Here is a 26,542-nt window from a genome sequence, read left to right as displayed (position 1 = left end):
GTCAGCTCAACGACTCGGTGAGTTGCGCGGCGATCAGCCGAGCGACCGACGCCGGATCCTGCAACTCGCCGCCTTCGGCCAGCACCGCTGCCGCATAGACGAGCGACGCTGCGGACTCGAGTCCCGCATGGTCGTCCGACGACGCGAACTTCTCGCGCAGGCGCGTGACCAACTCGTGGTCCGGGTTGAGCTCCAATATCCGCTTACTGTGCGGCACTGGCTGCCCCGACGCCCGGTACAGCTTCTCCAACTGCGGCGTCATCGAGAACTCGTCACCGACCAGGCAGGCTGCCGAGTCGGTCAGACGCGTGGTCAGGCGGACCGACGACACGTCCTCGGTGAGCGTCTCGCCCAACCAGTCGAGGAGCGGCGTGAACTCCTCGTTCTGCGCCTCGTCGACCTTCTCGGCGTCCTCGCCGTCCAGGTCGACGACGCCCTTGGCGACCGACACCAGCTTCTTGCCGCCGAACTCGCCGACGGTGCCGACCCACACCTCGTCGACCGGGTCGGACAGCAGCAGGACTTCGATGCCCTTGGCACGGAACGCCTCCAGGTGCGGGCTCGATTCGATCTGCGTCCGCGACTCGCCCGTCATGTAGTAGATGACCTCCTGACCGTCGGCCATCCGGGTCACGTAGTCCGCGAGTCGGGTCGGCTCGGTCTCGGAGTGCGTCGACGCGAACACCGACGCCTTCAGGATCGCCTGTGCGTTGTCGACGTCGTTGACCAGGCCCTCCTTGAAGACACGGCCGAAGTTCTCCCAGAACGTCTTGTAGTCGTCGGGGCGGGTGTCGGCGATCTCCTGGATCGTCGAGATGACCTTCTTCACCAGACGACGACGGATCGCCCGGATCTGACGGTCTTGCTGCAAGATCTCGCGCGAGACGTTCAACGACAGGTCTGCGGCGTCGACCACGCCCTGCACCCAACGTAGATACTCGGGCATGAGGTCGTCGGCGTCGTCCATGATGAACACTCGCTTGACGTACAGATGGATGCCGCTGGAACGCTCACGCATGAACAGGTCGAAGGGCGCCTGCGTCGGAATGAACAGCAGCGCCTGATACTCGAAGGTGCCTTCGGCGTGCAGCGAGATCGTCTCGAGCGGCTCGTCCCACGCATGCGAGACGTGCCGGTAGAAGTCGGCGTACTCCTCGGCCGACACCTCGTTCTTGTTCTTGGACCACAGGGCCTTCTGCGAGTTCAACGTCTCGTCGACGGGCTCGGTCGATTCGGCCTCGGCGTCGTCCGACCCGGCTTCGGCGGCTTCGGGAGCCTCGCCCACCATGCGGATCGGCCACGCGATGAAGTCCGAGTACTTCTTCACCAGGCGACGCAGCACGGAGCGGTCGGCGTAGTCGTTGACCGCGTTCTCCTCGTCGACCTCGGTCAACGCGAGCGTGATGGTCGTTCCCTGCGGAGCATCGTCGACGTCATCGATCGTGTAGGTGCCGTCGCCGGTCGACGACCAGCGAGTGCCGACACTCTCCCCGACCTTGCGGGTGACGAGGGTGACTTCGTCGGCGACCATGAACGTCGAGTAGAAACCGACGCCGAACTGTCCGATGAGTTCCTCGGACGCAGCTTTGTCGGCCTCGGCGAGCGTGCGACGCAGTTCGGCGGTGCCTGACTTGGCGACGGTGCCGATCAGGTCGATCACTTCGTCGCGTGACATGCCGACGCCGTTGTCGGCGACCGTCAGCGTGCGGGCCGCAGCGTCCGGAGCCAGCCTGATGTGCAGATCGGAGATGTCCGCGTCCAGGTCTTTGTTCGTCAGCCCCTCGATGCGCACCTTGTCGAGCGCATCCGACGCGTTCGATATCAGTTCCCGAAGGAAGCTGTCCTTGTTCGAATAGATCGAGTGGACCATCAGGTCGAGCAGTTGGCGTGCCTCCGCCTGAAACTCGTGTACCTGTGACGACAACGCAGTTCTCCTCTCTCACCCCGTGCGGGGACCAGTGGTGCCGATCGGCTCCGACGAGTTTACCTAGCGATCTGGGCGTACTATAGACGCCGTGTCCGACATAGCGCGTGCAGTGTTCGTCCACGCCCACCCCGACGACGAGTCGCTGTGGACCGGGGGGTTGATAGCCGCACACGTCGCGCGGGGCGGCGACGCCGACTTGATCACCGCGACATGGGCTCCCGGGACCAGCCGCCACCGAGAACTGCTCGACGCCGCCCGTGAGCTCGGCCTCCCACGCACGCCGATCACGCTTGGATACGCCGACAGCATGGTCCCCGACTCGGCTCCCGAATCTCGGTCGATCCTGGACGTCCCGTTCGACGAACAGGTCGGTGTCCTCGTCGAGCACATCCGCCGACTCCGCCCCGACGTCGTCGTCACCTACGACGCCTACGGCATATACGGACATCCCGATCACATCCACGTCAATCGCGTCGTGTGTGCGGCCGCCGATGCCGCACCGCTCGTTCACTACCGTCCGGACACCGGCGATCCGTGGCAGGTGAAGTCGCTCTACTTCGCGACGATCCCCGTCAGCGTAGTGAGTCTGTTGCGCCCCTATCTCCCGGACGAACGGCACCTGCCCATCATCGGTACGCCCGACGACGAGATCGACGTGCGGATCGAACTTCAGGATCAGGTCGGCGCGAAGATCCGCGCGATCGTCTGCCACCAGACCGAGATGAAGCGGAGTGCGTCGATGCGCAGCTTCTCCTCGCTGCCGAACGAACCGCAGCGGCAGTTCCTCGGCTCGGAGTCGTACCTGCGGCGCGACCTCGTCAAGGGCGGCGCGGACCTCGCCCCACCACTCTGAACCGGGCTATCCGCCTACTTCACGCAACTGCGTGCGCAACCCGCTTGCTCGAGCGACGCGACGTCCGACGGCGGCGCGCAGCGCATCGGGGGTCCCGACGATACGGACGCGGTCGCGGGCACGGGTGATCGCGGTGTAGAGCAGCTCGCGCGTCAATAGTTCGGCGTCCGCCGGAGGCAGGACGACGGTGACCTCGGAGAACTGGCTGCCCTGACTGCGGTGGATCGTCATGGCGTACACCGGGACGACGTCGCCCAGCTGGCTCGGATGGAGCCGCTTCACCTGATCGCCGCGCTCGAAGACCGCGGCCAGCGAGTCGCCGTCGGCGATCACCACACCCGAGTCGCCGTTGTACACCTCCTGCGCACGGTCGTTCGCCGTCACCAGCAGTGGTTCGCCCGCGTACCAGGCGCCGTCCATCGGTCTGGCGCCGAGATCGTCGCCGATCCAACCCAGAATGCGGCGCGACCATCCGGCGACGCCGAACCGACCGATGCGGTGCGCACACAGCACTCGATGCGATCTCAACGCGGCCACGGCGGCGCTCGCGTCCCCCGACCGCGCGGCGTCGGCCAGATCGCCCGCCCAGCCGACGACGCTCGCTCGCACCGAATCGAGCTCGTCCGGGTCGACGAGCGTCACGGTGCGGTCGGCCCCTCCTTGTGCATCCGAGTCCCCAGCCACCAGCTCCAGGACCCGTTCGGCGTCGCCCGCGTTGACCGCTTCGGCCACGTCGCCGATCCGATTGCCGAAGCGGTGTCCGCGTCGCAGCGTGATCACACCGTGCGCCAACGCAGCCCGCTCGTCGTCGGTGAAGTCACCGTCGCCGATCGACGCGGCCGTCTCGAATGCGGGAGGCAGCTCTGCAGTGTCGACTGCGCCCAGTCCCCTGTCGACCAGATCGGCGAGCACCGCACCTGCTTCGACAGACACGAGCTGATGCGGGTCGCCGACCAGGATCAGACGGGTGTCGCTGCGCAAGGACTCGAGGAGGCGACACATCATGGTCACCGGCAGCATCGACGTCTCGTCGACGACAACCACGTCGAACGGCAGACGGTTTCCGGCTCCACGGACAAACGTGCCGTCCGGCCGAGAACCCAGGAGTCGGTGGACGGTGACCGCCTTCGGATCGCTGTGCAGCTTGTGGTGCGTGCGGCTGTACTCGCCGATCACCGTCTGCAACTGGGCTGCTGCTCGCCCCGTCGGCGCACACAGCCCGACTCGTACGTCTGCGCCGAGGAGCTCTTCCATCATCGCCAGAATCCGCGCGACGGTGTAGGTCTTACCGGTGCCCGGACCGCCCGCGAGGACCGTCGTCCAACTCGTCGCGGCCAACGCCGCTGCCGCGCGCTGACGGTCGTACCCGGCGTCGTCGGCGGCCCCGAACGATGCTTCGATCGCCGTGCTGACGGCGGCAGCGTCGACGTCCGGTCGGCCTGCGGCACGGGCGTCGAGGATCTGCCGGACACTCTGCTCCTGTCGGAAGTACTTGCGCAGGTACAGCAGTGGGCCGTCGTCCGATTCGGCGAGGGCGAGCGGTTTCAACGGCCCCGACGGGCTCCCGGTCACCAGCTCGGATGCGGCGAGCGCTCGAACCATCCGGTCGACGGGCGGCCACGTCAACGTGCCCGACTCGTCGTCGCTTCGGTCCACGATCGTCTCGCCGATTCGATCCAGTTGCACACACGTCGAGCCGGTCCGGACTGCACGGACGGCCAATGCGGTGGCGAGCAGGACATCGTCGTCGACGGTGGCTCCGGACAGTCGTGCCACGCGCCGTGCCACGTGCACGTCCGACGCAGTCAGGACGCCCGCGGCGTTGAACGGGGCGAGGACGCCGTCCTCGGAAGCGACGATCATGACGACTCACCTGTCTCTCCGGCCAAGAGTCTGCTCATGGCGACGACGAGGTCGGGCGACATCGTCCATTCGAAGACTCCGCAGCGCGGCGGCGTCGCAGGCCCTGCCATACCTCGCACGAAGTGATATTGCACCGGGCCGAGATTGTCGGCAGCCCGGTATCCGGGCAACCTGGTCGTCAGATAGCGGTGCAGCGCAACGGAATACAGAAGTGCTTGGAGCGGATAGTGCGCGCTCATCATCTCCGCCGCCATCGCCTCGCGCCCGAAGTCCTCGACGGCGAGGTCTCCGGGACGGAGACGGTTCGTCTTATAGTCGACGACCACGAAACGTCCGTCCGGCGTCCGCAGGACCGAGTCGATGCTGCCGGTCAGGAATCCGCGGAAGCGGTCGGCGGAGACCGCGCGGACGAGTTCGGCGTACGGAGCCAGTGGATCGTCGGCAGGCAGATGCTCGGCGAGGAGCGCACCGACCGCATCGAGGCCGAACCCGCCGCCCGCCGACGACAGCGGCAGTTCGAAGTCCATCTCGGCGAGACGGTCGCGAGGACCGATGCTCCACAGGTCACCGAAACCGAGGGGTGTCGTCAGCACTGCGACGAGCGCGGACGTCAGCACGTCGACGTCGATGTCGACGCCGCGCCGCGCCGCGCCCTCGACGACCTGAGTGCGGACGTGGTCGTCGATCTCGGGCTGCGACGTGTCGACGTGCTCGAGCACCTCGTGCACGAGCGTGCCGAAGCCCGCACCGAACGGGAGACCGTTCATCGGAGAAGGGGTCCCGTCGACGACGCCGGACTCCCCGACCGTCGGATCGGGGCCGTCGGACGGCTCGTCGGCGACCCGGCTGTCGTCTGGTTCGCTTCCGGTGCCGATCGCCGCGGAACTGTGTGCGGCAGCCCCTGTCTCGGGATGGGCGGCGGCGTGCGCCGCAGCCACGATCGCCGAGTAGGAGGTACGTCGCCACCCGTCGTCGATGGAACGGGCGAAGCGCGCGACCGACAGCGGCCCGCTCGCTGGGCCGACTGTCGGTCGCGGAGCCCGGACGCCCTCGTGGCGTCCCGCAGGTTCGACGACGATCGACGGCTGCAGTGCGGCGACCTGTCGGAGGACGGCGACGCAGTCGATGTCCTCCGCAGGAATCGGCACGGTGTCGGGAATCGGGACCGTCGTGCCCTGGCGCACAGCGACCTCGCGGTCGCCGACGGTGAACAGAAGGCGGTGCAGTGCACCGCGCGCCGTCGTCGTGCTCGGCGCCCACCACAACACCACCTGCGAGCGGGCCCGGGTCGCCGCGACGTACAGCAGGCGCAGATCCTCGCCCGCGCTCTCCGAACGTGCCCGGCCGTCGCGACGCGCGTATCCGCGAGCCTGTTTTCCTGCGACGTCGAGATACCGCTCGTCGTCGTCCTCGTGGTAGACGAACGTCGCCGGATTGACTCGCGCCGCACCGTCCCACCCGAACGGAACATAGACGATCGGAAATTCGAGCCCTTTGCTCGCGTGCACCGTCATGATCTGCACAGCTGCGGTGTCCCGGTCGAGGCGTCGGGTGGCGTCGCCGCGGCCCGACCACGTGGACAGGCCGGCGATCTGCTCACCGAGCCAATCGACGATCGCGGGCAGCCCTCCCCCGGAGTCGGCGACTCGACGGTTGCAGACGTCGGCGACCTGGCGGACGTCGGTGAGGAGTCGTTCGCCGCCTGCGGAACCGAGGACGCGTTCCGCGGTGTCGAACTCGTCGAACAGGCGAGCCGCCATAGCGGCGAACCCGGCGTCGACGAACACTCGGCCGAGCTCGGCGAACTTCCCGGCCAACGTCCCGATTCCGGTGTCGCCCTGGATCTCCAGGCTCTCGGCTGTATGGCCGACGAGCGGAGTCAGTGCGGCGAGCCGCACTCGAGGCTGTCGCGACGGGTGATCGATCGCGGTCAAGACATGCCACCAGTGGCGTGCGGCGTCCGTCGCGAACACCGAGGTGCCCGAGGTGACGACCGATGCGACACCGCGATCGGCGAGCCCCCGCTGCAACGGTTCGATCGTTCGGTTGGTCCGCAGCAGCACTGCGATGTCGCCGGGCTCGACGCGCCGCGTATGTCCGTCGACGTCGATCGTCGTATCGGACGCGAGGAGCGCAGCGACGTCGTCCGCGACGTCGTCGATCACTCGGTCGCGGACTTGCGCGACGCGCGGGGTGGTGCCGTCCTGCGTCATCACGGTGAACTGGTTCTTCGTGAAGCCCCGGATGCGGATGGCGGGCGAACCGTGGATTCGGCTGCCGGCGTGGTGCGCCTGCACCTGGTGGTAGGCGATGTCGTGGTGCCCGAACGTAGCACCGCCGAACAACGCACCGAGACCTGCGACGACGGCCTCGTCCGATCTGCGGTTCACCGTCAGCAGACGACGGTCGTCGGCCGTCACGACAGCGTTCAGGTAGCTGAGGACTTCGGCTCCACGGAATGCGTAGATGGACTGTTTGGGGTCGCCGACCAGAATCAACGGGACGTGTCCGTGGAAGCAGCGGCGGACTATCTCCCACTGCTGCGGGTCGGTGTCCTGGAACTCGTCGATGAGGACGACGTCGAACTGGTCGCGGATCCGCGCGCACGCGAGTTCGCCGATGTCCGGATCCGTCACTATTGCGTACAACGTGTTCTGCAAGTCGTCGTAGGTGCGGAGCCGGGCGAGCCGCTTGCGTCGCTGCGTCTGTCGTCGCACGTGCTCGGCCATCCGGACTCTCAGGTCCGAGTCGTCGGTCCGCTCGCCCTCGCGAGTCGGAGCGAGGATCGCATTCATGTTGCGCACCGCGGCCCGTGCGATCTCGACCGACTCGTCGAAGCCTGGAGCCGAGTCCGGGTCGCCTGCGAATCGAGCCAAGTAGGCGTCGCGCGCGACGTCGTCGACGATGTCGTCGACGTCCTCGACGATCGGGTACTGCTGTTCACGACCGCCGAGGAAACCGAGTGCGGCCAGCATCCGGTTGCAGAAGGTGTGCGTCGTCGCGACGGTCGCGGCGTCGAAGTCCGACAGTGCAGCCACCAGACGCTCGCGGCGGACCGCGACCTCCGGGGCCGGAGCATCGAGCAGCCACGCCACCAGGTCGTCGTCGTGGACTCGCTCGTCGTCGAGGGCGGCGAGGCACTCGATGAGCCGCGACCGGGTCCGGTCGCACAGCTCGGCCGACGCTGCGTTCGAGAACGTCGCCATCAACAGTTTCGACACCGGGACGCCCTCGGCCACATGCCGAACAGCCACCGAGACGATCGCGTACGTCTTCCCTGTTCCTGCGCTTGCTTCGAGGACCGTGGTTCCGTTCGGAAGCGGCGCTCGCAGGTCGAATGCCGCCGCGGTCATCGGTCCTCCTCGTTGGCGCGCAGCGGACCGAACACTGCGGTCGCCAGGCGTAGGTACATCGGGGTCGTCGCCGTTCCGGGAAGCCACTGCTCGACGTCGGCGAACGCCGCAGGCTCCGGGACCGACACGCACAACTCGTCGAAGGTCACCGGCGCACCGGGGTCGCCGTGAAACACCAGACTCGCGTACCGGTTCGGGTCGTTGTACGACGAACCGTGCGCCCACGAGGCACGCTGCATGGCTCGGCGCTCGTTGCCTGCTCTGCTGAACTCGGACGCTGCGGCTTCCGCGGCGTCCAAGGTCAGTCCGATCGGCGCCGTGAGCCCGGCGTCGCGGATCGCGACGAGGACCGCGAGGATCTCGGCGGCGTCGCCCGGTGCCCTCAGCCGGCTCATCTTGGCTGCCGGCCGCTGTCCGCCTGCGCTCCCGACGACGACGGCTTCAGGTTCCGCGACAGCGCCCGACGCGGCCATCGCCAACAACCGAATCCACGCCGCGAGACGATGTTTGGGGCCGAGCCGCGAATAGCTGACCGGCACGAGACGGCCGTCGAACACATCGCCGACCGTGCCGTAGAGTCGCCGCCCGCCCGGCAGGTCGACGCGTACGTCCACGGCGTCCGCCGAATCGGAACGATAGCCGTCCGCGGCAGTCGCCACCGCCTGCGCCTTGTCCCGGATGGGGCCGAAGGTCTCCGCCCCGAAGGCGAACGGCGGGAGGCTTCCGCGCCGCAGTTCGGCGCCCTGCGCTGCGATCGGGTCGCGTCCGTCGAGCAGGGCACGCAGGTAGCGGTCGCCGACGCCCCATTTCTCGAGACCGTCCAGCGATACCGCGAGCTGGTCCTGGTACTTCTCGACCTCGTCGGGGATCCCGATCCCGAGACGTTGACGGGCGAACCCCTCCACCGGAGCCGTCAGAAATCTGATCAGTTCGTCGAGGTCGACGTCGGCGGCGTCTTGGGCCGCCAGCCGGGCGTCGGAGACCCGTGGCAGCGGCGGAGCAGGCAGATCGGACCGTGTCTGGTCGCGCAGCGCCGTCGCCCCGGCCAACAGCGTTCCGTCGTAGCTGAACGGGCCGCGTCCGTCGGCGTCGGCGAAGTTTCGTTCGTCGAACGCATGCAACGTATGTCGGTGCACCACCGGTGAATCGCTGCGTCCGTCGTCGGTGCCGGTGACGATGCCGTCGACCGCGTCGATGAGTTCGCTGACGACCACGGCCGGCGGCAGTCGCATGCCACTGCGTGGATCGGCGCCCGTGTAGAAGACCAACAGGTGATCGCGTGCAGCGGACACCGCGTCCAAGAAGATCTGGCGGTCCTCGTCCCGCCGGTCACGTTCGCCGACAAGAGGGTTCACTGCGAGCGCGTCGTCGCCGTCGAGCGAGGCCGGACGGGGGTAAGCGGCGCTGTCCATGCCGAGTAGGACGATCACCCGGTGCGGGACCGATCTCATGGGCACCATCGAGCACACCGTCAGTTCGCCCGTGCAGAAGTTCGATCGGGTCGGCCGCGCGGCCACCAGCCCGGTCACGAGGTCGCGCACGTCGCCGAGTTCGAGTTCTGTCGTCGAATCGGAGTCCGCGGCGAGCGCGTCGCCGATCAGACCGACTGCCTGTGCCCGCTGCCATTCGTCGTCGTCGGCGACATCGGTCAGCGCGTCCACGGCACCGATCAGCAGTTCGGCCCAGGCGGTCACCGGGTGGCGCCGTTCGACGTCGGCGACGATCGTGGCGAGGCGGTCGCACAGTTCGGCGAATCGTCCGACCAGATCGGTGTCGGTCGAGTCGATGCCCGACAACGGCAACGCGGTGGCCATCCACTCGTTCTCGGACTCTTCGGCGACGACGCCCAGCAGCATCCGATCGAGCCCCGTCGCGACCGTGCCCTGCGGGAAGCCGCCGAGCCCGAAGCGTTCGCGTTGGGTTGAATCGAGTCCCCACCGCACGCCGGACCGCTGAATCCAGGCCGCGAGCGAGTCGATGTCGTCGTCGGTGAATCCGAAGCGCGCCCGTACCGGCGGCGACGATGCGAGATCGATGAGCTCGCCTGCGCGAACCCGTCCCGCCGCGAGGTCGAGCACGCGCGCCACGACGTCCAGGACCGCATTCGATTCACGAAGCCCCCGATCGGCGAGCCGGACACGAAGCCGGTACGCCGGGTGATGCATCCCGGCCTGCCCGAACGATCCGCGGATCAGCGGAGCGTAGCCCTCGACGTCGGGACACATGACGAGGACGTCGCGCGGCTCCAGGGTCGGATCGTCGGCGAACAGGTGCAGCAGACGATCTCGTAGGACTTCGACCTGTCGTTCGGGGCCGTGGCAGGCGTGCACTTCCACCGATTCGTCTGCGTCCGGACGACTCTGTTCGAGCCGGTCGCTGCCGAGTCCGTCCTGGAGCGCGCGGAGAACCGTCGCAGCAGGCGTGCGGATCGGTTCGTGGTACACGTCCTCGTCGATCGACGATCGCAGGGTCTCCTGCATCTCCTGCACGTCGCGCGACAGTGCCGCCAGCAGTGGGTGATGCACGGCGGCGGCGTCGCGAGAGGCTCGGCTCCTCGGCGTCTCGTCCACCGAGGTCTGGGCAATCCTGCGCCACAACGCATCCGACGGGTGCGGGAGATACAGCGCCACCTCGCGGTGGACGGCGAGTGCGTCGAGCACCGCTTTCAGAGTCTGTGGGATCCGCGTCGGGCCGAACAGCGAGAGCCGCTCGGGCAACTCGACGAGTTCGGGATTCGCGCGCAACCGCGCGGTGAGTCCGGGCAGATCTTCCGCGGGGTGCGGGAGTGCCACGTGTTCGCGGACGAGGCGCCAGAACCACGGCTGCCATTGCAGGTGCGGGGCGAGCGCGCCGCCCGCACCGTCGGTGTCGCGTCCCTGCGCCCAGTCGGCGATCATCGCCGGCCGCTGCCACCCGTACGCGCCGAACAGTCCGGCGATCGTCGCCGCGGTCGAGAACCGTCGGCCTCGCCGTAGGTCGGCGCGTTCGGTATCGCCCGATGTTCCGAGATGGGCAGCGAGAACGGCGAGTCGATCGTCGCCGATGTGCTCGTCGAGCACGTTCAGCACCGGCCATCGGAGCCGATCGGAGTACCAGGCCTGCGCAGCGTCCGCGTCGTCGGCCGCGACGACGCTCACCTGCCGCAGCAACGACGCCGGGGAGTCGAATGCGATATTGGCGGCGATCCCCAACCGCAGCGACAACTGCTGTCCGAGCCACCGCTCCACACCGCGTTCGGGCACGGCGACGACCTCCGTCGCCATCGGATCGGACAGCGGAGTCGAGAGGGCATCCGCCAAGACCGCGACCAGGGTGTCGGCCTGTTCGGCCCTGTGTACCGTCAGCATCTCGGCATCTTCACCATGTCGTGTGCTCCCCCGTCATCTGACCGACGTCTGTTCCGTGATGTGTCAGCGGCGACGGCGCAACGGCACCTGGTCGCCGAGTTGCTCGCGGAATCCGCGCGCGGCGGACTCGGGCCACGGCATCGGACGAGACGTCGTCGGGTCGACAGCAGCGAGCGTCGTCTCCGCCAACGCGGCGACCTGCCCCGTCGGTGCGATCAGACGGCAACCGACGTCGACCGACGAGTTTCCGATCCTGGTGATCCACACTTGGACCCGCACAGGCCGCTCGTCGTAGTGCAGGATGCTGGCGAACTCGATCTCCTGACGGGCGAGGACCACCCAGAATCCGCCGCGCGCCTCGCCGAACCACGCCGACATCGCTCGGATGCGCGCTTCTTCGACGATGCGCGCGATCTGCACGTTGTTGACGTGTCCGAGCGAGTCCTGATCGCCCCACCTCAGCGCGACCTCGACGGTCAACGGGTCCTTCTCATCTGGTTCCGTCGACCCCGTCGCGGTCGTTGCACCCGTCACGTTCTCTTCATCCGACACGGGTCGACCATATCCCCGGCGTCCGACACGACTGCCACACGCGTGGCTAGACTGCCGGGCGTGGCCATCGACTCCGAACGTCTGCGACTGCGTCCAGTGTCGCCCGACGACGTGGATCGACTGCACGCACTCGACGCCGACCCCGAGGTGATGAGATACGTGTCCGGCGGCGATCCCACTCGCCGCGACACCGTCGCCGACTGGATCGTGCCGCGGTCTCAGGCACAGTTCGCCTCGCACGGCACCGGAATGTGGACGGCGTCGCTGCGCCGCGGCGACGAATTCGTCGGCTGGGTTCAACTTCGTCTGCCAAGGCACAGCGCCGAGCAGGAACTCGAACTCAGTTATCGCATCGCCCGCAGACATTGGGGCTCGGGACTGGCGACGGAGGCCGCTTCGGCGCTGATCGCCGTCACGTTCCTGTCCACCGACACACGCCGCGTGTTCGCCAGCGCCCACGCCGAGCACGCCGCATCGCATCGGGTGATGCGCAAGCTCGGGATGCGACTCTCCCCGATGTCCTTGTCGGCGGATCATCTGTCGGGCAACGGAATGGACGGCGACGTCGAGTACGAGTTGCTGCGCGAGCAGTGGACGGCGAGCCGCGGCAGACATCATTCGGCGGGAGCCGCGGGCAGGCACCGCCGCGCAATCGGCACCACCGAGATGACCGCTTGACCGTCAAGTACTACCGTTGTGAAGCAGCGCTCGACACCCTATTGACTCTCGACAACTCTGGAGACAACCGATGAGCAACACCATCGCCACCGATCCGATGCGGCGCCGACGAGTCGTCATCATCGGTTCGGGTTTCGGCGGGCTGTTCGCGGCACAACGCCTCAAGAAGGCCGACGTCGACGTCACCCTGATCGCCAAGACCACCCACCACCTGTTCCAGCCGATGCTGTACCAGGTGGCGACCGGAATCATCGCCGAGGGCGAGATCGCGCCGGCGACCCGCGTCATCCTGCGTAAGCAGCGCAACGCCAATGTCATCCTCGGTGAGGTCTTCGACATCGATCTGCAGTCGCAGACCGTCAAATCGCAGCTTCTCGAACGCACGACGGAGACGCCGTACGACGATCTGATCGTCGCGGCGGGCGCCGACCAGTCGTACTTCGGCAACGACCACTTCGCCGAGTACGCGCCCGGTATGAAGACCATCGACAACGCGCTCGAGCTGCGTGGCCGCATCCTCGGTGCGTTCGAGCAGGCCGAACTGTCCGACGATCCCGCCGAACAGGAGATGCTGTTGACGTTCGTCGTCGTCGGCGCGGGCCCGACCGGCGTCGAGATGGCCGGACAGATCGCCGAGATGAGCGACAAGACGCTCAAGGGCGCATTCCGCAGAATCGATCCCACGAAGGCCCGGGTGATCCTGCTCGACGCCGCGCCCGCCGTCCTCCCCCCGTTCGGCGAGAAGCTCGGCGAAAAGGCGAAGGCACGACTGGAGGAGCTTGGCGTCGACGTCCGGCTGGGTGCCATGGTCACCGACATCGACGACGACAGCCTCACGGTCAAGTACCCGGACGGCGAGATCGCCCGCATCGAGAGCCAGTGCAAGGTGTGGTCGGCAGGCGTCCAGGCGTCGTCGCTCGGCAAGCTCCTCGCGGAGCAGTCCGACACCGAACTCGACCGCGCCGGTCGGGTGAAGGTCGGACCGGACCTCACGATCCCCGGCCACGACAATGTGTTCGTGGTCGGCGACATGATGGCCGTCGACGGCGTCCCCGGTGTCGCTCAGGGCGCCATCCAAGGTGGCCGTTACGCCGCCGACGCGATCCGTGCGGCGATCAAGGGCCACACCCCCGATCAACGCAAGCCGTTCAGCTACTTCGACAAGGGCTCAATGGCGACGATCTCGCGGTTCAGCGCTGTCATGCAGGTGCCGATCCCGGGCACCAAGCGCAAGTTCGAGACCGAGGGCTACTTCGCGTGGCTCGGATGGTTGGCCCTGCACCTCGTGTACATGGTCGGCTTCCGCAATCGCCTGAACACGTTCGTCAACTGGTTCTTCGCGTTCAGCACCCGCGGCCGCACGCAGCTCGCCGTCACCGAACAGCAGGTGTACGCGCGTCACGCGCTCACCGAGCTCTCGTATCTGGAACGGCTGAGGCTGGCCGACGACGAGCGAGCCAAGGCCAAGAAGGCGCTCGAAGAGCGCAACGGATCGGCCTAATCGGCACTCACGCGTGCTGCGTCTGCTCCCGCTTATTGTCCGGACAATACGCGGGAGTAGACGCTTGTCGCGTTTTACGACCCTGTGGATAACGGGAGAGACAATTCGGGCGAAGTCCGGTTCACTACGCTCATGTGGCCCGAAGACGTGAACGGCATCATCCGCCGCAGCACCGCGCTCGATGTGGGAGCGACCGACACCGATCTGAAGCTGGCGCTGCGAAGCGGCGAGCTCACGCTCGTCGACCGCGGCGTGTGCGTGCGCACCGCGCGCTTGCCCCAGCACGACGTCCCCGACGCCGTCTATCGACTGAAGGTCATCGCCGCAGCCGACGGCAAGGACGTTCCGCTCAGCAACGAGTCGGCTGCATCGATACACGGTCTGGATCTCCTCCAGCCGGACCATCGGCGAGTGCACTTCGCGACGTCGCGGTCCGGTGGCGTCCGCCGGATGGCCACACGTCACATCCACAGCGGACTCTCCGACGACGAGGTTGCCGACGTCGACGGGATCGCCGTCTCGAATCTCGTGCGCACCGCGATCGACGTGAGCGCAGGCAAGTCGTTCGCCGAGGCACTCGCAGCTCTCGATAGCGCCCGACGGATGGGCGTCGGTCATGACGAAATCGACGCCGCACTGCATCGACGCCGCATCCGCGGTGGAGCCGTGGTGGCTGCGGCACTCCGCCATTCGGACGGCCGCTCGGCGAACCCAGGCGAATCGTGGGGACGCGCACAGATGATCGAAGCGCAGTTGCCCCTCCCGGATCTCCAGTCGCGGTTCGAACTTCGTGACGGCAGCGTGGCGTTCACCGACTACGAATGGGACGGCCGCCTCGTCGGCGAGTTCGACCGGCTGCGCAAATACGGGCGTGATCTCAAACCGGGCCAGGGCATCGACGACGTCGTCGTCGCCGAGAAGCTGCGCGAGGACGCTCTGCGCGACCACGTGGCCGACGTCGCGCGCTGGACCGTCAGCGACCTCCGCGACCACACGATGATGCCGATGCTTCGTCGGCGAATGGTCCGCGCGAGCGTCGCCCTCGAGTAAAATGCGACAAGCGTCTACTCCCACTTATTGTCCGGACAATAAGCGGGAGTAGACGCATGTTCCGCGATCGAACGAGTCTCCGATCACTACATCGCCTAGGACCTACTTCTTCTGGGCGCGTCGCTCAAGTAGGCCCTTCGTGCGCTCGAGTCGGTAGTCGATTCGATTGTCGACGTACTCTTCGACGGACGGATCGCCCGGAATTGACTCGAACACCTCATTGGTGATGTGCGATGTCGCCGTCTCGAATCGTCGCGTGTGCTCTTCGAAGTTGAGCATCCATGTCTCGTGTCGCAGTCCACGCACGGTCGCAATGCACATCATGATCAGGACGATGCTGAACGGAAGAGCAGTAGCCAACGACGCCGCCTGCAGCGAACTGAGGCCGCCGGCGAGCAGCAGAGCGATGGCGATGGCGCCTTCGAGGAAGGCCCACAGGATGCGCGACCAGATGGGCGGGTTCGGGTGGCCGCCGGAGGCGAGCATGTCGACGACCAGCGAGCCGGAGTCCGACGAGGTGATGAAGAAAATCGCCACGACGATGATCGCCATCACCGACAGGACCTGACCGGCGGGAAGGCCCTGAAGAACCTGGAACAGCGTCTTCTCTGCCGAGACTTTACCGCCCTCGACTAGATCGCCTTCGCCGAAGAACTGCCGGAACAGTCCGGAACCGCCCATGATCGAGAACCAGATCATCCCGACCAACGTCGGCACGATGAGGCAGCCCGCGATGAACTCGCGGACGGTGCGGCCACGTGAGATCCGTGCGATGAAGACACCGACGAACGGCGCCCACGCGATCCACCAACCCCAGTAGAAGATCGTCCAATCACTTAGCCATTCCTCGGCTTGTGCCCCCTGGTACGCACCGATGTCAAAGGTCATGTTCAACACGTTCGCGAGATACACGCCGATCGACTGCACGAAGTTGCGCAGCAAGAACAGGGTCGGGCCGAGGATCAGCATCGACACGATCAGTACGCCGGCAAGGGTCAGGTTGATGTTCGACAGCCACTTGATACCGGCGCCGAGGCCGGACACGACCGAGATGGTGGCCAGGCAGGTGATGACGATGATCAGAACGACGAGCAGTGTGTTGTCGACCGTGTCGACAACACCGATCGACTTCATTCCGGTCGAGATCTGTTGCACGCCGAGCCCGAGCGATGTCGCGATGCCGAACACGGTGCCGAAGATCGCCAAGACGTCGATGACGTCGCCCGCCCATCCCTTGACTCGGTCGCCGAGCAGAGGTTCGAGGGCCCATCGGATCGAGACCGGGCGGCCACGACGGTGAATCGCGTACGCCAACGCGAGGCCGATGACCGCGTAGATAGCCCACGGGTGCAGTCCCCAGTGCACGAAGGTCTGTGCCATCGCCTTACCTGAGATCTCGCCCTGCTCGCCGGTCCAACCGGGCTTCTGCTGGACGGTCGCATACGTGAGCGGCTCGCCGACACCATAGAAGACCAGGCCAATGCCCATCCCGGCAGCGAAGAGCATGCAGAACCACGACACCCGCGTGAATTCTGGAGGCTCGCCGTCCTTGCCGAGTCGGACGCGACCCAGTCGCGACAGTCCGAGCACGATCACGAAGACCACGAACACCCCGATGATCAACATGTAGTACCAGCCCAGATCGGCCACGATCCAACTCTGGATGTTGTTGAACACGGTCGCTGTGCCGTCCGGCACCACCACCGAGACGATCGCTACCGCGACGATGACCAGTAGAGCAGGCCAGAACACGGCGGGCGCAATCCCGGCGCGACCGATCCGGACTCCCTGCCTCCGCAGCTTCGCTGTGATCTCATCGTCGGAGTCATCCTCCGCGATATGCATGTGTGACGGCACCGCCAGCACACTCGGATCGAGTTCGTTGGACTTTCCCGTCAGGGGGTCGACCAGCACGCGTGGTGCGTCCCCGTCGCCGCCTTTAGCAAGGATGTTGTGCGGGTCGTCTCTTTGAAAGTCGCCACCGTTACTCTTCTCGTCATCGGCCATGCGTCCTACTGTGTCGCGTGCGGTGCCCACGTTCAACTCCCCACTCCGACCAAGTGTTGATCAGATCACCCGAATCAGGCTTACATCTCGATGTTCTGCAACCTGACCCGCGACTGAGCGATGAGTCGGCCTTGGTCGTCCGTCATGTCGATCTGCCACAGCTGCTGGCGACGCCCACGGTGAATCGGCGACGTCGACACCGTGATCACTCCGTCCGAAACGGAGCGCAGGAAATCCGTCGAGTTGTTTACGCCCACTGCGGTACCGCCGATGCCGGTCTCCTGCAACCAGCAGAAGGCGCTGATGCTCGCCGCACTCTCGGCGAGCGCACAGTAGGTCCCGCCGTGCACGATGCCGAACGGCTGATGATGATCGGAAGTGATACTCAGCGTTCCGGTCACGCCGTCACCGGACGCATCGTCGACGACGAAGCCCAGATGCGCATCCAGGCCGACCGATTCCTTAACCCGCGCCAACATCCCATCGAGGTGCTCATTCATACCGGTCAGCGTGCCATCACAGGGCCGGCGACGCATACGGGACCCCGAAACTCCCAGACACACCGGTTCGTACTCCGGAAAGTCAGTAGCCCCGTGCTCAGAACGAGCACGGGGCTACTGCGGCGGATCGGAGGTCTCTGCAGCCCTCAGGACACTCAGACGATCCTTGCGATTGAATGTAGGTTATCCTTACCTATATGTCAAAGCGCTCGCTGAGTGAGACGCAGACCACGCCGGGAACCAAAGCGAGACCAGCGGCGTTGTCCACAAGGGATAGGGCAGTACACGACCTTCGACGGGAGTCGACGTAAGATGAAGAAGATGAACGGCCTCGGAGAGCTCGAACGCGCAGTGATGGACACCCTGTGGGCGTCGGCGACGCCACAGACGGTCCGTCAGGTGCATGCCGAGCTCTCTCGTTCACGAGCACTCGCCTACACCACGGTGATGACGGTGCTCCAGCGCCTGTCGAAGAAGGAATTGGTCACGCAGATCCGCGACGACCGCGCACACCGATACGCTGCAGCACGCCCCCGCGAAGACCTCGTCGCAAGCCTCATGGTCGACGCACTCAAGGGCGCCGAGGCACCGGGTTCGCGGCACGCCGCACTCGTGTCGTTCGTCGGACAGGTCGACGCCGACGAGATCGCCGCACTACGCGAGGCGTTGGACGAATTAGAGTCGTCCCGCCACTCGAAACACTAGAGTCGACACCGACCTGCGAGCCGCTGCTCGCCCGCACTACCAGAGGGAAAGCCGATGACCGCGCTGCTGTTCGGCATCCTCACCATCGCTCTGGTCGGCCCTATCCCACAGGCCCTCGCCCACGCCTCCTGGCCGGTGTACGCGCCGCGCGCAGCCATGACGCTGTGGCAGGCAGTGGCATTGGCCGCGGTCCTGTCCGCATTCAGCACCGGTCTGGCGATCGCCGCGAACCTCCTGTCCCCCGGTGTCAACGGTGCACCCACCACCAATCCGCTCGACGAGATCGACCGGCTCGGCTGGCTCCTGTGGACCGTGTACGTCATCGTCTTCGCGCTCACCCTGCTGGTCGGTGCGAAACTGATCTACAGCATCATCCGAGTCGGCATCCGCACCCGTGCGCGACGCAACGCCCACCGGATGATGATCGATCTCGTCGACCGCGTGGACATGCACCGCCAGCACGGCCGTGACATCCGAGTGCTCGACGTCACCGCACCGCTGGCCTACTGTCTGCCCGGACTTCGCGGCAGCCGGGTGGTGCTCAGCGAAGGGGTCCTGAACCGGCTCTCCGACGACGAGCTTTCTGCAGTCATCGAACACGAGCGCGCACACCTGCGTGCACGGCACGATCTCGTCCTCGAGGCGTTCATCGCCTTGCACGAGGCATTCCCCCGTTTCGTCCGCTCCCGATCGGCTCTGGGAGCGGTGGAGCTACTCGCCGAGGCCCTCGCAGACGATCAGGCCGCGAACGCGACTGAACCGGCCATCGTCGGCCGCGCGCTCGTCGCCTGCGCCGATGCGACTGCGCCGCGCGGAACCATGGCGGTCGGCGGCCCCACCACGCTGGCGCGCGTCCGTCGACTCTGCGACGCACGCCCGGTGCCCGCGATCTCCGCAACCGCCTATCTGCTCGCGATTGCGATCCTCGTCGTCCCGACGCTGGCCGTCGCCATCCCGTGGCTCACCGAACTCCATCGCCTCATGTCGCATCTGTGAGCCCGCAGGCGTCTCCACTCACGACCATCACCCCATACGATCATCTCGGCTGACGACAATCACTGCTGCCGACCATCACCGTTGAAAGGCGAATCGACGTGCGCTTCTTAGAAGGCCACCGACCTGACCACGACCTGACGTACGACGACCTGTTCATCGTTCCCAATCGGTCGTCCGCGACGTCCCGGTTCGACGTCGACCTGTCCACCGACGACGGCAGCGGAACAACGATCCCGCTCGTGGTCGCGAACATGACGGCGATCGCAGGCAAGCGGATGGCCGAGACCGTCGCACGTCGCGGAGGCCTCGTGGTGCTTCCTCAGGACGTCCCGATCGACGCCGCCGCTCGCACCATCGGCGAGGTGAAGTCCCGGCACCTGGTCGCCGACACACCGGTCACTCTGCGCGCCGACGACCTGATGGCGAACGCCCAGGCACTCATTCCTAAACGCGCGCACGGCTATGCGGTGGTCATCGACGACGACAACCGTCCCATCGGGTTGATCGCCCGCGCGGCGGCCGGACACGAGATCGACATGTTCACCGATCTTCGCTCGGCAATGACCCCGATCCCGGTCACGCTGTCGGCGGACACCGATCCCCGGGCCGTGTTCGAAGCACTCGTCGACGCCAACGCCGACCTCGCGGTCCTGATCGACGACGACGGTCTGCTCGTCGGCGTGCTCACCCGCACCGGGGCGTTGCGCGCGGGCATCTACCAGCCGAACGTCAACGCTCAGGGGCGTCTGCGCGTCGCGACCGCCGTCGGCATCAACGGCGACGTCATCGGCAACGCGCGAGCACTCGTCACGGCGGGCGCCGACCTCCTCGTCGTCGACACCGCGCACGGGCACCAGGAGAAGATGCTCTCGGCCCTGTCCGCCATCGCGGGCGCCGACCTCGGCGTGCCGCTCGCGGCAGGCAACGTCGTCTCGCGCCGCGGCACTCTCGATCTCATCGAGGCCGGCGCGAACATCGTGAAGGTCGGGGTCGGTCCCGGCGCGATGTGCACCACTCGCATGATGACCGGTGTCGGCAGGCCCCAGTTCTCGGCAGTCGTGGAATGCGCGACCGCTGCTCGCGAAGCCGGGGCCCACGTGTGGGCGGACGGCGGCATCCGGCACCCCCGCGATGTGGCACTGGCGGTGGCCGCAGGCGCCTCGAACGCGATGGTCGGCTCGTGGTTCGCCGGAACGTACGAGTCGCCGGGCGACCTGCACGCCGACGCAGGCGGCGAGTACAAGGTGAGCTTCGGGATGGCGTCCAAACGCGCCGTCGCCGCACGGTCTGTAGGCGACAACGCCTATGACCGGGCCCGCAAGTCACTGTTCGAGGAAGGCATCTCGTCCTCGCGCATCCGCATCGACCCCGAACGTCCCAGCGTCGAGGATCTGATCGACCACATCTCGTCCGGCGTGCGTTCCACCGCCACATACACCGGCGCGACGAGCCTGCCCGAACTCCACGAGAAGGTAGTCCTCGGCGTTCAGTCGGCCGCAGGCTTCGCCGAGGGTCGGCCGCTCCCCGGGGGATGGTGACCGACCGCCGATGGACATTCTGATCATCGTCGCGAGCCTCATCGGGTTCGTGGCCTTGACCCTCGGCACCGCTCTGTTCGTCGCTGGCGAGTTCTCGCTGACAGCCCTGGAGCGGTCGACGATCTCCAACGACCTCGCCCGACGCGGCGACCGTCGCGCCCGCGCCGTCGACCGCGCGCACCGGTCGCTGTCGTTCCAGTTGTCCGGCGCCCAGCTCGGCATCACGATCACCACGCTGATCACCGGCTACATCGCCGAACCGGTCCTGGCGAAGATCTTCGATCCGGTGCTCGAGGCGATCGGCCTGCACGGCTCGGCGAAGAGCGGAGTCTCGTTGGCTCTGGCACTGGTGATCGCGACGTCGCTGTCCATGGTGCTCGGCGAACTGGTTCCCAAGAACCTCGCCATCGCCAAGCCGCTGAGCGTCGCGCGAGCCACCGCCGGCCCCATGATGGTCTTCTCGAAGATCTTCAAACTCGCCATCAACGGACTGAACGGAAGCGCAAACGCTCTCGTTCGACGTCTCGGCGTGGAACCGACCGAAGAACTGCAGTCGGCGCGATCGGCCGCGGAACTGGTGGCGCTGGTCCGTAACTCCGCACTCCGCGGCGAACTCGACGCCGACACCGCACGTCTGGTCGACCGGTCACTGCGATTCGGCGACCTGACAGCCGAGGACTTGATGACGCCGCGCGTCCGGGTGGAGAGCCTCGAACCAGGCGACACCGTGCGCGATCTGATCTCCGCATCCTCGCGCACCGGTCACTCCCGCTTCCTCGTCGCCGACGACGGCGACCTGGACAACCTCGTCGGAGTCGTGCACATCAAACAGGCGTTCACCGTGCCCACTGCGACACAGACGACGACCCAACTGCGGTCGATCGCACGGCCGGTGACGCGCGTCCCCGACTCGCTCGACGGCGACGCGCTCCGTGCCCGGATCTCCGCCGACGGCCTCGAAGTCTGCGTCGTGGTCGACGAGTACGGCGGGACCGCAGGGCTGGTCACGAGTGAGGACCTCATCGAGGAGATCCTCGGAAACGTCACCGACGAGCACGACAACGAGGAGACCGAAGTCGCGCGGGTCGGCAACGGCTACCGGTGCTCCGGACTGCTGCGGCTGGACGAAGTGCACGACGCGGTCGGTTACCGTGCTCCCGACGGCGCATACGAGACATTGGGCGGGCTGGTCATGTTCCAACTCCGCCGCATTCCACGGGTCGGCGACGTCGTCGACCTGCCGGTCCGCGAGTCGATGGGCGACAACGAGCTCGACACCGCAGTCCAACGCTGGCGCGGCACCGTTGTGCGGATGGACCAGCGCCGCGTGGACCAGGTGTGGATGACACAGATAGACAGCGCGACGGCAGAGCGAGGCGAACAGCATGGGTGACCTGTCCGGAATCCTTCTCGCCGTGTTGCTCCTCGCCGCGAACGCCTTCTTCGTCGGCGCCGAGTTCTCCTTGATCGCTGCGCGACGCGACCGTCTCGTGGCTTTGGAGGATGCGGGGAAGAAGCGCGCGCGAACGGTGATCCAGGCGTCCGAGAACCTTTCGCTGATGCTGGCGGGCTGCCAGTTGGGCATCACGATCTGTTCGATCCTCCTCGGCCGCATCGGCGAGCCTGCGATCGCGCACATCATCGAGCAGCCGCTCGACTTCCTGAACGTGCCAGAGAGTCTGCTTCACCCGATCGGGTTCACGATCGCGTTGATCATCGTCGTCGTGCTGCACATCCTGGTCGGCGAGATGGTTCCCAAGAACATCGCGCTGGCCGGCCCGGAGAGCTCGGCGATGCTGCTGATCCCGATCCACCTGTGGTTCCTGCGACTCGCAAAACCGCTGATCTGGCTCTACAACGCTCTCGCCAACGGCGCCCTCCGACTGATGCGCGTCGAGCCCAAGGACGAGTTGGCGTCGACCGTGACCGAGACCGAACTCGCGCAGATGATCGGCGAGTCGCGTGAACTCGGGCTCCTGGACGCAGGCGAGCACGACCGGCTCACCCGCGCCCTCGACACCGTCAAACGCACTGTGGACGAAGTGATGATCCCGCTCTCGGACGTCCGCAGCGTGCGGCTGCGTCCGGATCCGGCGACCGGTGGCCTCGGCCCACGGCTCGGGTCGGTGGAGGACGCGGTCCGCGAGACCGGTTTCTCCCGGTTCCCGGTACGCGGGCTCGACGGCTCCTACATCGGCTATCTGCACCTCAAGGACGTTCTCGACGACGTCTTCGACGCGAACATCCACGCCGACTCACTGGTGGCCGTCGACCGGATCCGCCCGTTGCCGAAGATCAGCGCTTCGGTGCCGCTCGACGAGGCCGCAACTCAACTCCAGAAGGCCAGCGCACACCTGGCCGCCGTCGTCGACGGTGCAGGATCGATCATCGGCATGCTCGCCCTGGCCGACCTCGCCGAGGCGTTCGTCGGCGACGTCCGCGATTCGACGCACCGCATCTGATGGGTCACCCCGTTCGAACCCTCGAACGCGGTGACTGGTCGGCGCGGACCGACGCGCACCGGGCCCGCATCGAGGCATTGATCGGGCCGTACCTTCGGGCCCGCCGGACCGGAGCCACCCACCCGGTGATCGACTTCCTGTTCACCTACTACGCGGCGCGTCCCACACAGATCACGCGGTGGCATCCCGGGTACGGAACAGTCCTGCTCGACGCTCCCGAGTACGACGGGTTGCGCGGCTACCGGGTCTGCGACGGTGCCGCGACGGTGTCCGAGGATCACCTCCTCGACAAGGCCGACCTCGTCGCAGGCACGCTGCGCATTCTGGAGGCGACGGCGTCACGGCCGCCGAGACTCGGATGCTTCGGCCTCCACGAGTGGGCGATGGTCTATCGAACCGACGAGAAACGCCATTCGCACCCACTGCGGTTGGGGGCTGCGGGCACCGACGCCGTCGTCGAGAGCAACCGGCTGGTGTGCACCCATTTCGACGCGTTCCGCTTCTTCACCGACCCCGCCCGAGGACGCAACGCCGTCGAGTTGTCGCGAGCCGACACTGTGGCCAACGAGCAACCGGGCTGCCTGCACGCGACCATGGACATGTACCGATACTGCCTGCGACTCTCGCCGTTGGTCAGTGCGGATCTACTCGCCGACTGCTTCGACCTCGCGTTGACGGCTCGCGAACTGGACATGCGGGCGAGCCCGTACGACTTGTCCGAGGTGCTCGACATGTCGGGCCGTCCGTACCTGCCGGTGCCGATCGAGACACCGGAGGGACGTGCCCGTTATGTGACGGAGCAGACGGAGATCGCGCGACGCGGTGCGGCCCTCCGCGATAAACTCGTCGACGTCGCTCGCACCCTCGACACGGCGTCACACACCGCCAGGAATCAACAAGTTACCGGCGGGTATGATAGCTGACGCAGGGTGCATCCGTACCCGGAACGAGCCGGCGCCCTCGGCGCCGGAGAATCGTTCCCTTCCGATCGCACAGGAAAGGTCGTCATGTCCAACCGTGTCACCGTCAACGGCTTGCAGGTCGCTGAGGTCCTCTACGACTTCGTCAACAACAAAGCTCTTCCCGGTACCGGCGTAGACGCCGACAAGTTCTGGGCCGGTGCCGCAGCGGTCATCAACGACCTCGCACCGCGCAACCGTGAACTGCTCGCCGTCCGCGACGGCTTCCAGACCAAGCTCGACGCGTGGCACCGCGATCACAAGGACGCCGACTTCGCCGAGTACAAGGCGTACCTGACCGAGATCGGCTACCTGGTCCCCGAGCCGGACGACTTCGAGATCACCACGACGAACGTCGACGACGAGATCACCACGGTCCCCGGCCCGCAGTTGGTGGTCCCGATCCTCAACGCACGCTTCGCACTCAACGCGTCGAACGCTCGGTGGGGCTCGCTGTACGACGCGCTGTACGGCACCGACGCCATCAGCGAGGCCGACGGCGCCGAGAAGGGCTCCTCGTACAACAAGGTTCGCGGCGACAAGGTGATCGCCTTCGCGAAGGCATTCCTGGACAAGGCCGTCCCCCTTGAGCAGGGCAGCCACGCCGACGCCACGTCGTATGTCGTCGACGGCGACAAGGTCGTCGTCACTGTCGGTGGATCCGACACGACGTTCGCCGACCCGTCCGCCTTCGTCGGTTACCGCGGAGAGCCCGCGGCTCCGACCGTGATCGTGCTGCGCAACAACGGCCTTCACCTGGAGATCCAGATCGACGCTGAGTCGCCGATCGGTTCGACCGACGCCGCGGGCGTCAAGGACGTCTCCGTCGAGTCGGCGATCACCACGATCATGGACTTCGAGGACTCCGTCGCGGCCGTCGACGCCGAGGACAAGGTCCTCGGGTACACCAACTGGCTCGGTCTCAACAAGGGCGACCTGGCCGAAGAGGTCAGCAAGGGCGGCAAGACCTTCACCCGCGTCCTCAACCCGAACCATGTGTACACCGCCCCGGACGGCTCGGACTACGAGGTCCACGGACGCAGCTTGCTGTTCGTCCGGAACGTCGGCCATCTGATGACCAACCCCGCCATCCTCGATGCAGAGGGCAACGAGGTCCCAGAGGGCATCATGGACGCGCTCATCACCGCGGCCATCGGCGTCCACGGCATGAGCCCCGACGGCCTGCAGAACTCGCGGACCGGGTCGATCTACATCGTGAAGCCGAAGATGCACGGCCCCGACGAAGTCGCTTTCACCTCGGAGCTGTTCGGTCGTGTCGAGGACGTCCTCGGACTCGAACGCAACACCGTCAAGGTCGGCATCATGGACGAGGAACGCCGCACGTCGGTGAACCTGAAGGCGTCCATCAAAGCGGCCTCCGAGCGTGTCGTCTTCATCAACACCGGCTTCCTCGACCGCACCGGCGACGAGATTCACACCTCGATGGAGGCCGGCCCCTTCGTCCGCAAGGACGAGATCAAGGGTCAGACCTGGTTCAACGCGTACGAGGACTCGAACGTCGACGTCGGCCTGGCAGCGGGACTCGAGCACAAGGCGCAGATCGGCAAGGGCATGTGGGCCATGCCAGACCTGATGGCCGACATGCTCGAGAAGAAGATCGGACACCCGACCGCGGGCGCCAACACCGCGTGGGTTCCGTCACCGACGGCCGCGACGCTGCACGCGCTGCACTACCACGAGGTCGACGTCTTCGAGCGTCAGGACGAGATCGCCAAGCGTGAGCCGGCATCGGTCGACGACATCCTGACGATCCCGTTGGCGAAGACCACGGACTGGACCGAGGAGGAGAAGCGCGAGGAGCTCGACAACAACGCGCAGTCGATCCTCGGCTACGTGGTCCGCTGGATCGACCAGGGCGTCGGCTGCTCCAAGGTGCCCGACATCCATGACATCGCGCTCATGGAGGACCGTGCGACGCTGCGCATCTCGAGCCAGTTGCTCGCCAACTGGCTGCGCCACGGCATCGTCACCGAGGACGATGTCGTCGCTGCCCTCGAGCGGATGGCTCCGGTCGTCGACCGACAGAATGCGGGCGATCCGGAGTACCGTCCGTTGGCTGCCGACTTCGCCACCAACATCGCGTTCAACGCCGCGAAGGCGCTGATCCTGGAAGGGGCCACCCAGCCCAGCGGTTACACCGAACCGATCCTGCACCGGGCGCGCCGCGAGTACAAGGCGGCCAACGCCTGATATACCCGAAGGTGTGAACACCGAGCCCGGGCCGGATTCG

18 protein-coding genes are annotated in these 26,542 nt (G+C 66.5%); 11 read left to right on the top strand and 7 right to left on the bottom strand.

Annotated features, from left to right (window positions below; translation table 11 throughout):
• Nucleotide 1 precedes the first annotated feature (1 nt).
• Entirely contained in the window at nt 2-1,924 is a 1,923-nt protein-coding gene (gene htpG, locus L5G32_RS16275; RefSeq protein ID WP_265739105.1) for a molecular chaperone HtpG, read from the bottom strand.
• Between the two features lie 82 nt (nt 1,925-2,006).
• On the opposite strand from htpG, the gene L5G32_RS16270 reads away from it, so the two are divergent.
• Nucleotides 2,007-2,780: a PIG-L family deacetylase gene (locus L5G32_RS16270; protein ID WP_237012148.1), complete on the top strand. Its 774-nt coding sequence runs from the start codon at nt 2,007-2,009 to the stop codon at nt 2,778-2,780.
• A gap of 6 nt (nt 2,781-2,786) precedes the next feature.
• Here the strand turns inward: L5G32_RS16270 and recD are convergent, their stop codons facing one another.
• From recD to L5G32_RS16250, 4 genes are all read right to left on the bottom strand, one after another.
• Nucleotides 2,787-4,643, bottom strand: a complete 1,857-nt coding sequence (gene recD / locus L5G32_RS16265) for an exodeoxyribonuclease V subunit alpha (RefSeq protein WP_237012119.1) — start codon at nt 4,641-4,643, stop codon at nt 2,787-2,789.
• A complete protein-coding gene (locus tag L5G32_RS16260; protein ID WP_237012118.1) occupies nt 4,640-7,996 on the bottom strand; it encodes a UvrD-helicase domain-containing protein in 3,357 nt (1,118 codons plus the stop codon). Before L5G32_RS16260 ends, recD begins: the two co-directional genes overlap by 4 nt.
• The gene (recC, locus tag L5G32_RS16255; RefSeq protein WP_237012117.1) at nt 7,993-11,343 is read right to left on the bottom strand and encodes an exodeoxyribonuclease V subunit gamma; all 3,351 of its coding nucleotides are present in this window, start codon (nt 11,341-11,343) and stop codon (nt 7,993-7,995) included. The genes L5G32_RS16260 and recC overlap by 4 nt, the downstream gene beginning before the upstream one ends.
• 63 nt (nt 11,344-11,406) lie before the next feature.
• Nucleotides 11,407-11,895: an acyl-CoA thioesterase gene (locus tag L5G32_RS16250; protein ID WP_237012116.1), complete on the bottom strand. Its 489-nt coding sequence runs from the start codon at nt 11,893-11,895 to the stop codon at nt 11,407-11,409.
• A gap of 60 nt (nt 11,896-11,955) precedes the next feature.
• On the opposite strand from L5G32_RS16250, the gene L5G32_RS16245 reads away from it, so the two are divergent.
• From L5G32_RS16245 to L5G32_RS16235, 3 genes are all read left to right on the top strand, one after another.
• Nucleotides 11,956-12,573, top strand: coding sequence for a GNAT family N-acetyltransferase (locus L5G32_RS16245; RefSeq protein WP_237012115.1), 618 nt, complete (start codon nt 11,956-11,958; stop codon nt 12,571-12,573).
• A gap of 70 nt (nt 12,574-12,643) precedes the next feature.
• Nucleotides 12,644-14,074 carry an NAD(P)/FAD-dependent oxidoreductase gene (locus tag L5G32_RS16240; protein ID WP_237012114.1) on the top strand — a complete coding sequence of 477 codons (1,431 nt, stop codon included), beginning with the start codon at nt 12,644-12,646 and terminating at the stop codon, nt 14,072-14,074.
• A gap of 132 nt (nt 14,075-14,206) precedes the next feature.
• Nucleotides 14,207-15,124 (top strand): hypothetical protein, encoded by a 918-nt coding sequence (locus L5G32_RS16235; RefSeq protein ID WP_237012113.1) that lies wholly within the window; start codon nt 14,207-14,209, stop codon nt 15,122-15,124.
• Between the two features lie 102 nt (nt 15,125-15,226).
• On the opposite strand, the gene L5G32_RS16230 is transcribed toward L5G32_RS16235, so the two are convergent.
• Both L5G32_RS16230 and L5G32_RS16225 read right to left on the bottom strand, forming a co-directional pair.
• Nucleotides 15,227-17,131 (bottom strand): BCCT family transporter, encoded by a 1,905-nt coding sequence (locus L5G32_RS16230; protein WP_237012112.1) that lies wholly within the window; start codon nt 17,129-17,131, stop codon nt 15,227-15,229.
• Between the two features lie 80 nt (nt 17,132-17,211).
• Nucleotides 17,212-17,631, bottom strand: a complete 420-nt coding sequence (locus L5G32_RS16225; protein WP_237012111.1) for a PaaI family thioesterase — start codon at nt 17,629-17,631, stop codon at nt 17,212-17,214.
• Between the two features lie 312 nt (nt 17,632-17,943).
• On the opposite strand from L5G32_RS16225, the gene L5G32_RS16220 reads away from it, so the two are divergent.
• From L5G32_RS16220 to L5G32_RS16190, 7 genes are all read left to right on the top strand, one after another.
• Nucleotides 17,944-18,336 (top strand): BlaI/MecI/CopY family transcriptional regulator, encoded by a 393-nt coding sequence (locus L5G32_RS16220; protein ID WP_237012110.1) that lies wholly within the window; start codon nt 17,944-17,946, stop codon nt 18,334-18,336.
• A gap of 54 nt (nt 18,337-18,390) precedes the next feature.
• Nucleotides 18,391-19,332: a M56 family metallopeptidase gene (locus L5G32_RS16215; RefSeq protein ID WP_237012109.1), complete on the top strand. Its 942-nt coding sequence runs from the start codon at nt 18,391-18,393 to the stop codon at nt 19,330-19,332.
• A gap of 98 nt (nt 19,333-19,430) precedes the next feature.
• Nucleotides 19,431-20,870 carry a GMP reductase gene (guaB1, locus tag L5G32_RS16210; protein ID WP_237012108.1) on the top strand — a complete coding sequence of 480 codons (1,440 nt, stop codon included), beginning with the start codon at nt 19,431-19,433 and terminating at the stop codon, nt 20,868-20,870.
• Between the two features lie 10 nt (nt 20,871-20,880).
• A complete protein-coding gene (locus tag L5G32_RS16205; protein WP_237012107.1) occupies nt 20,881-22,263 on the top strand; it encodes a hemolysin family protein in 1,383 nt (460 codons plus the stop codon).
• Nucleotides 22,256-23,332, top strand: coding sequence for a hemolysin family protein (locus L5G32_RS16200; protein ID WP_237012106.1), 1,077 nt, complete (start codon nt 22,256-22,258; stop codon nt 23,330-23,332). The genes L5G32_RS16205 and L5G32_RS16200 overlap by 8 nt, the downstream gene beginning before the upstream one ends.
• Nucleotides 23,332-24,255, top strand: coding sequence for a 3-methyladenine DNA glycosylase (locus tag L5G32_RS16195; protein WP_237012105.1), 924 nt, complete (start codon nt 23,332-23,334; stop codon nt 24,253-24,255). The genes L5G32_RS16200 and L5G32_RS16195 overlap by 1 nt, the downstream gene beginning before the upstream one ends.
• Nucleotides 24,256-24,339: 84 nt before the next feature.
• Nucleotides 24,340-26,502: a malate synthase G gene (locus L5G32_RS16190; RefSeq protein WP_237012104.1), complete on the top strand. Its 2,163-nt coding sequence runs from the start codon at nt 24,340-24,342 to the stop codon at nt 26,500-26,502.
• The last annotated feature ends 40 nt before the right edge of the window (nt 26,503-26,542 follow it).

Origin of the sequence: Gordonia zhenghanii (assembly GCF_021738965.1) — a bacterium.
GTDB lineage: Bacteria > Actinomycetota > Actinomycetes > Mycobacteriales > Mycobacteriaceae > Gordonia > Gordonia zhenghanii.
The sequence above is the reverse complement of the archived record's forward strand: the minus strand, read 5'-3'. Positions and strand labels throughout refer to the sequence as shown.

Excerpts from the sequence above, each read along its gene's own strand:
- recD (WP_237012119.1), bottom strand. The coding sequence starts at position 4,643 with ATGATCGTCGCTTCCGAGGACGGCGTCCTCGCCCCGTTCAACGCCGCG.
- L5G32_RS16260 (WP_237012118.1), bottom strand. The coding sequence starts at position 7,996 with ATGACCGCGGCGGCATTCGACCTGCGAGCGCCGCTTCCGAACGGAACC.
- recC (WP_237012117.1), bottom strand. The coding sequence starts at position 11,343 with ATGCTGACGGTACACAGGGCCGAACAGGCCGACACCCTGGTCGCGGTC.
- L5G32_RS16240 (WP_237012114.1), top strand. The coding sequence starts at position 12,644 with ATGAGCAACACCATCGCCACCGATCCGATGCGGCGCCGACGAGTCGTC.
- L5G32_RS16235 (WP_237012113.1), top strand. The coding sequence starts at position 14,207 with ATGTGGCCCGAAGACGTGAACGGCATCATCCGCCGCAGCACCGCGCTC.
- L5G32_RS16230 (WP_237012112.1), bottom strand. The coding sequence starts at position 17,131 with ATGGCCGATGACGAGAAGAGTAACGGTGGCGACTTTCAAAGAGACGAC.
- L5G32_RS16225 (WP_237012111.1), bottom strand. The coding sequence starts at position 17,631 with ATGAATGAGCACCTCGATGGGATGTTGGCGCGGGTTAAGGAATCGGTC.
- L5G32_RS16220 (WP_237012110.1), top strand. The coding sequence starts at position 17,944 with ATGAAGAAGATGAACGGCCTCGGAGAGCTCGAACGCGCAGTGATGGAC.
- L5G32_RS16215 (WP_237012109.1), top strand. The coding sequence starts at position 18,391 with ATGACCGCGCTGCTGTTCGGCATCCTCACCATCGCTCTGGTCGGCCCT.
- L5G32_RS16205 (WP_237012107.1), top strand. The coding sequence starts at position 20,881 with ATGGACATTCTGATCATCGTCGCGAGCCTCATCGGGTTCGTGGCCTTG.
- L5G32_RS16200 (WP_237012106.1), top strand. The coding sequence starts at position 22,256 with ATGGGTGACCTGTCCGGAATCCTTCTCGCCGTGTTGCTCCTCGCCGCG.
- L5G32_RS16195 (WP_237012105.1), top strand. The coding sequence starts at position 23,332 with ATGGGTCACCCCGTTCGAACCCTCGAACGCGGTGACTGGTCGGCGCGG.
- L5G32_RS16190 (WP_237012104.1), top strand. The coding sequence starts at position 24,340 with ATGTCCAACCGTGTCACCGTCAACGGCTTGCAGGTCGCTGAGGTCCTC.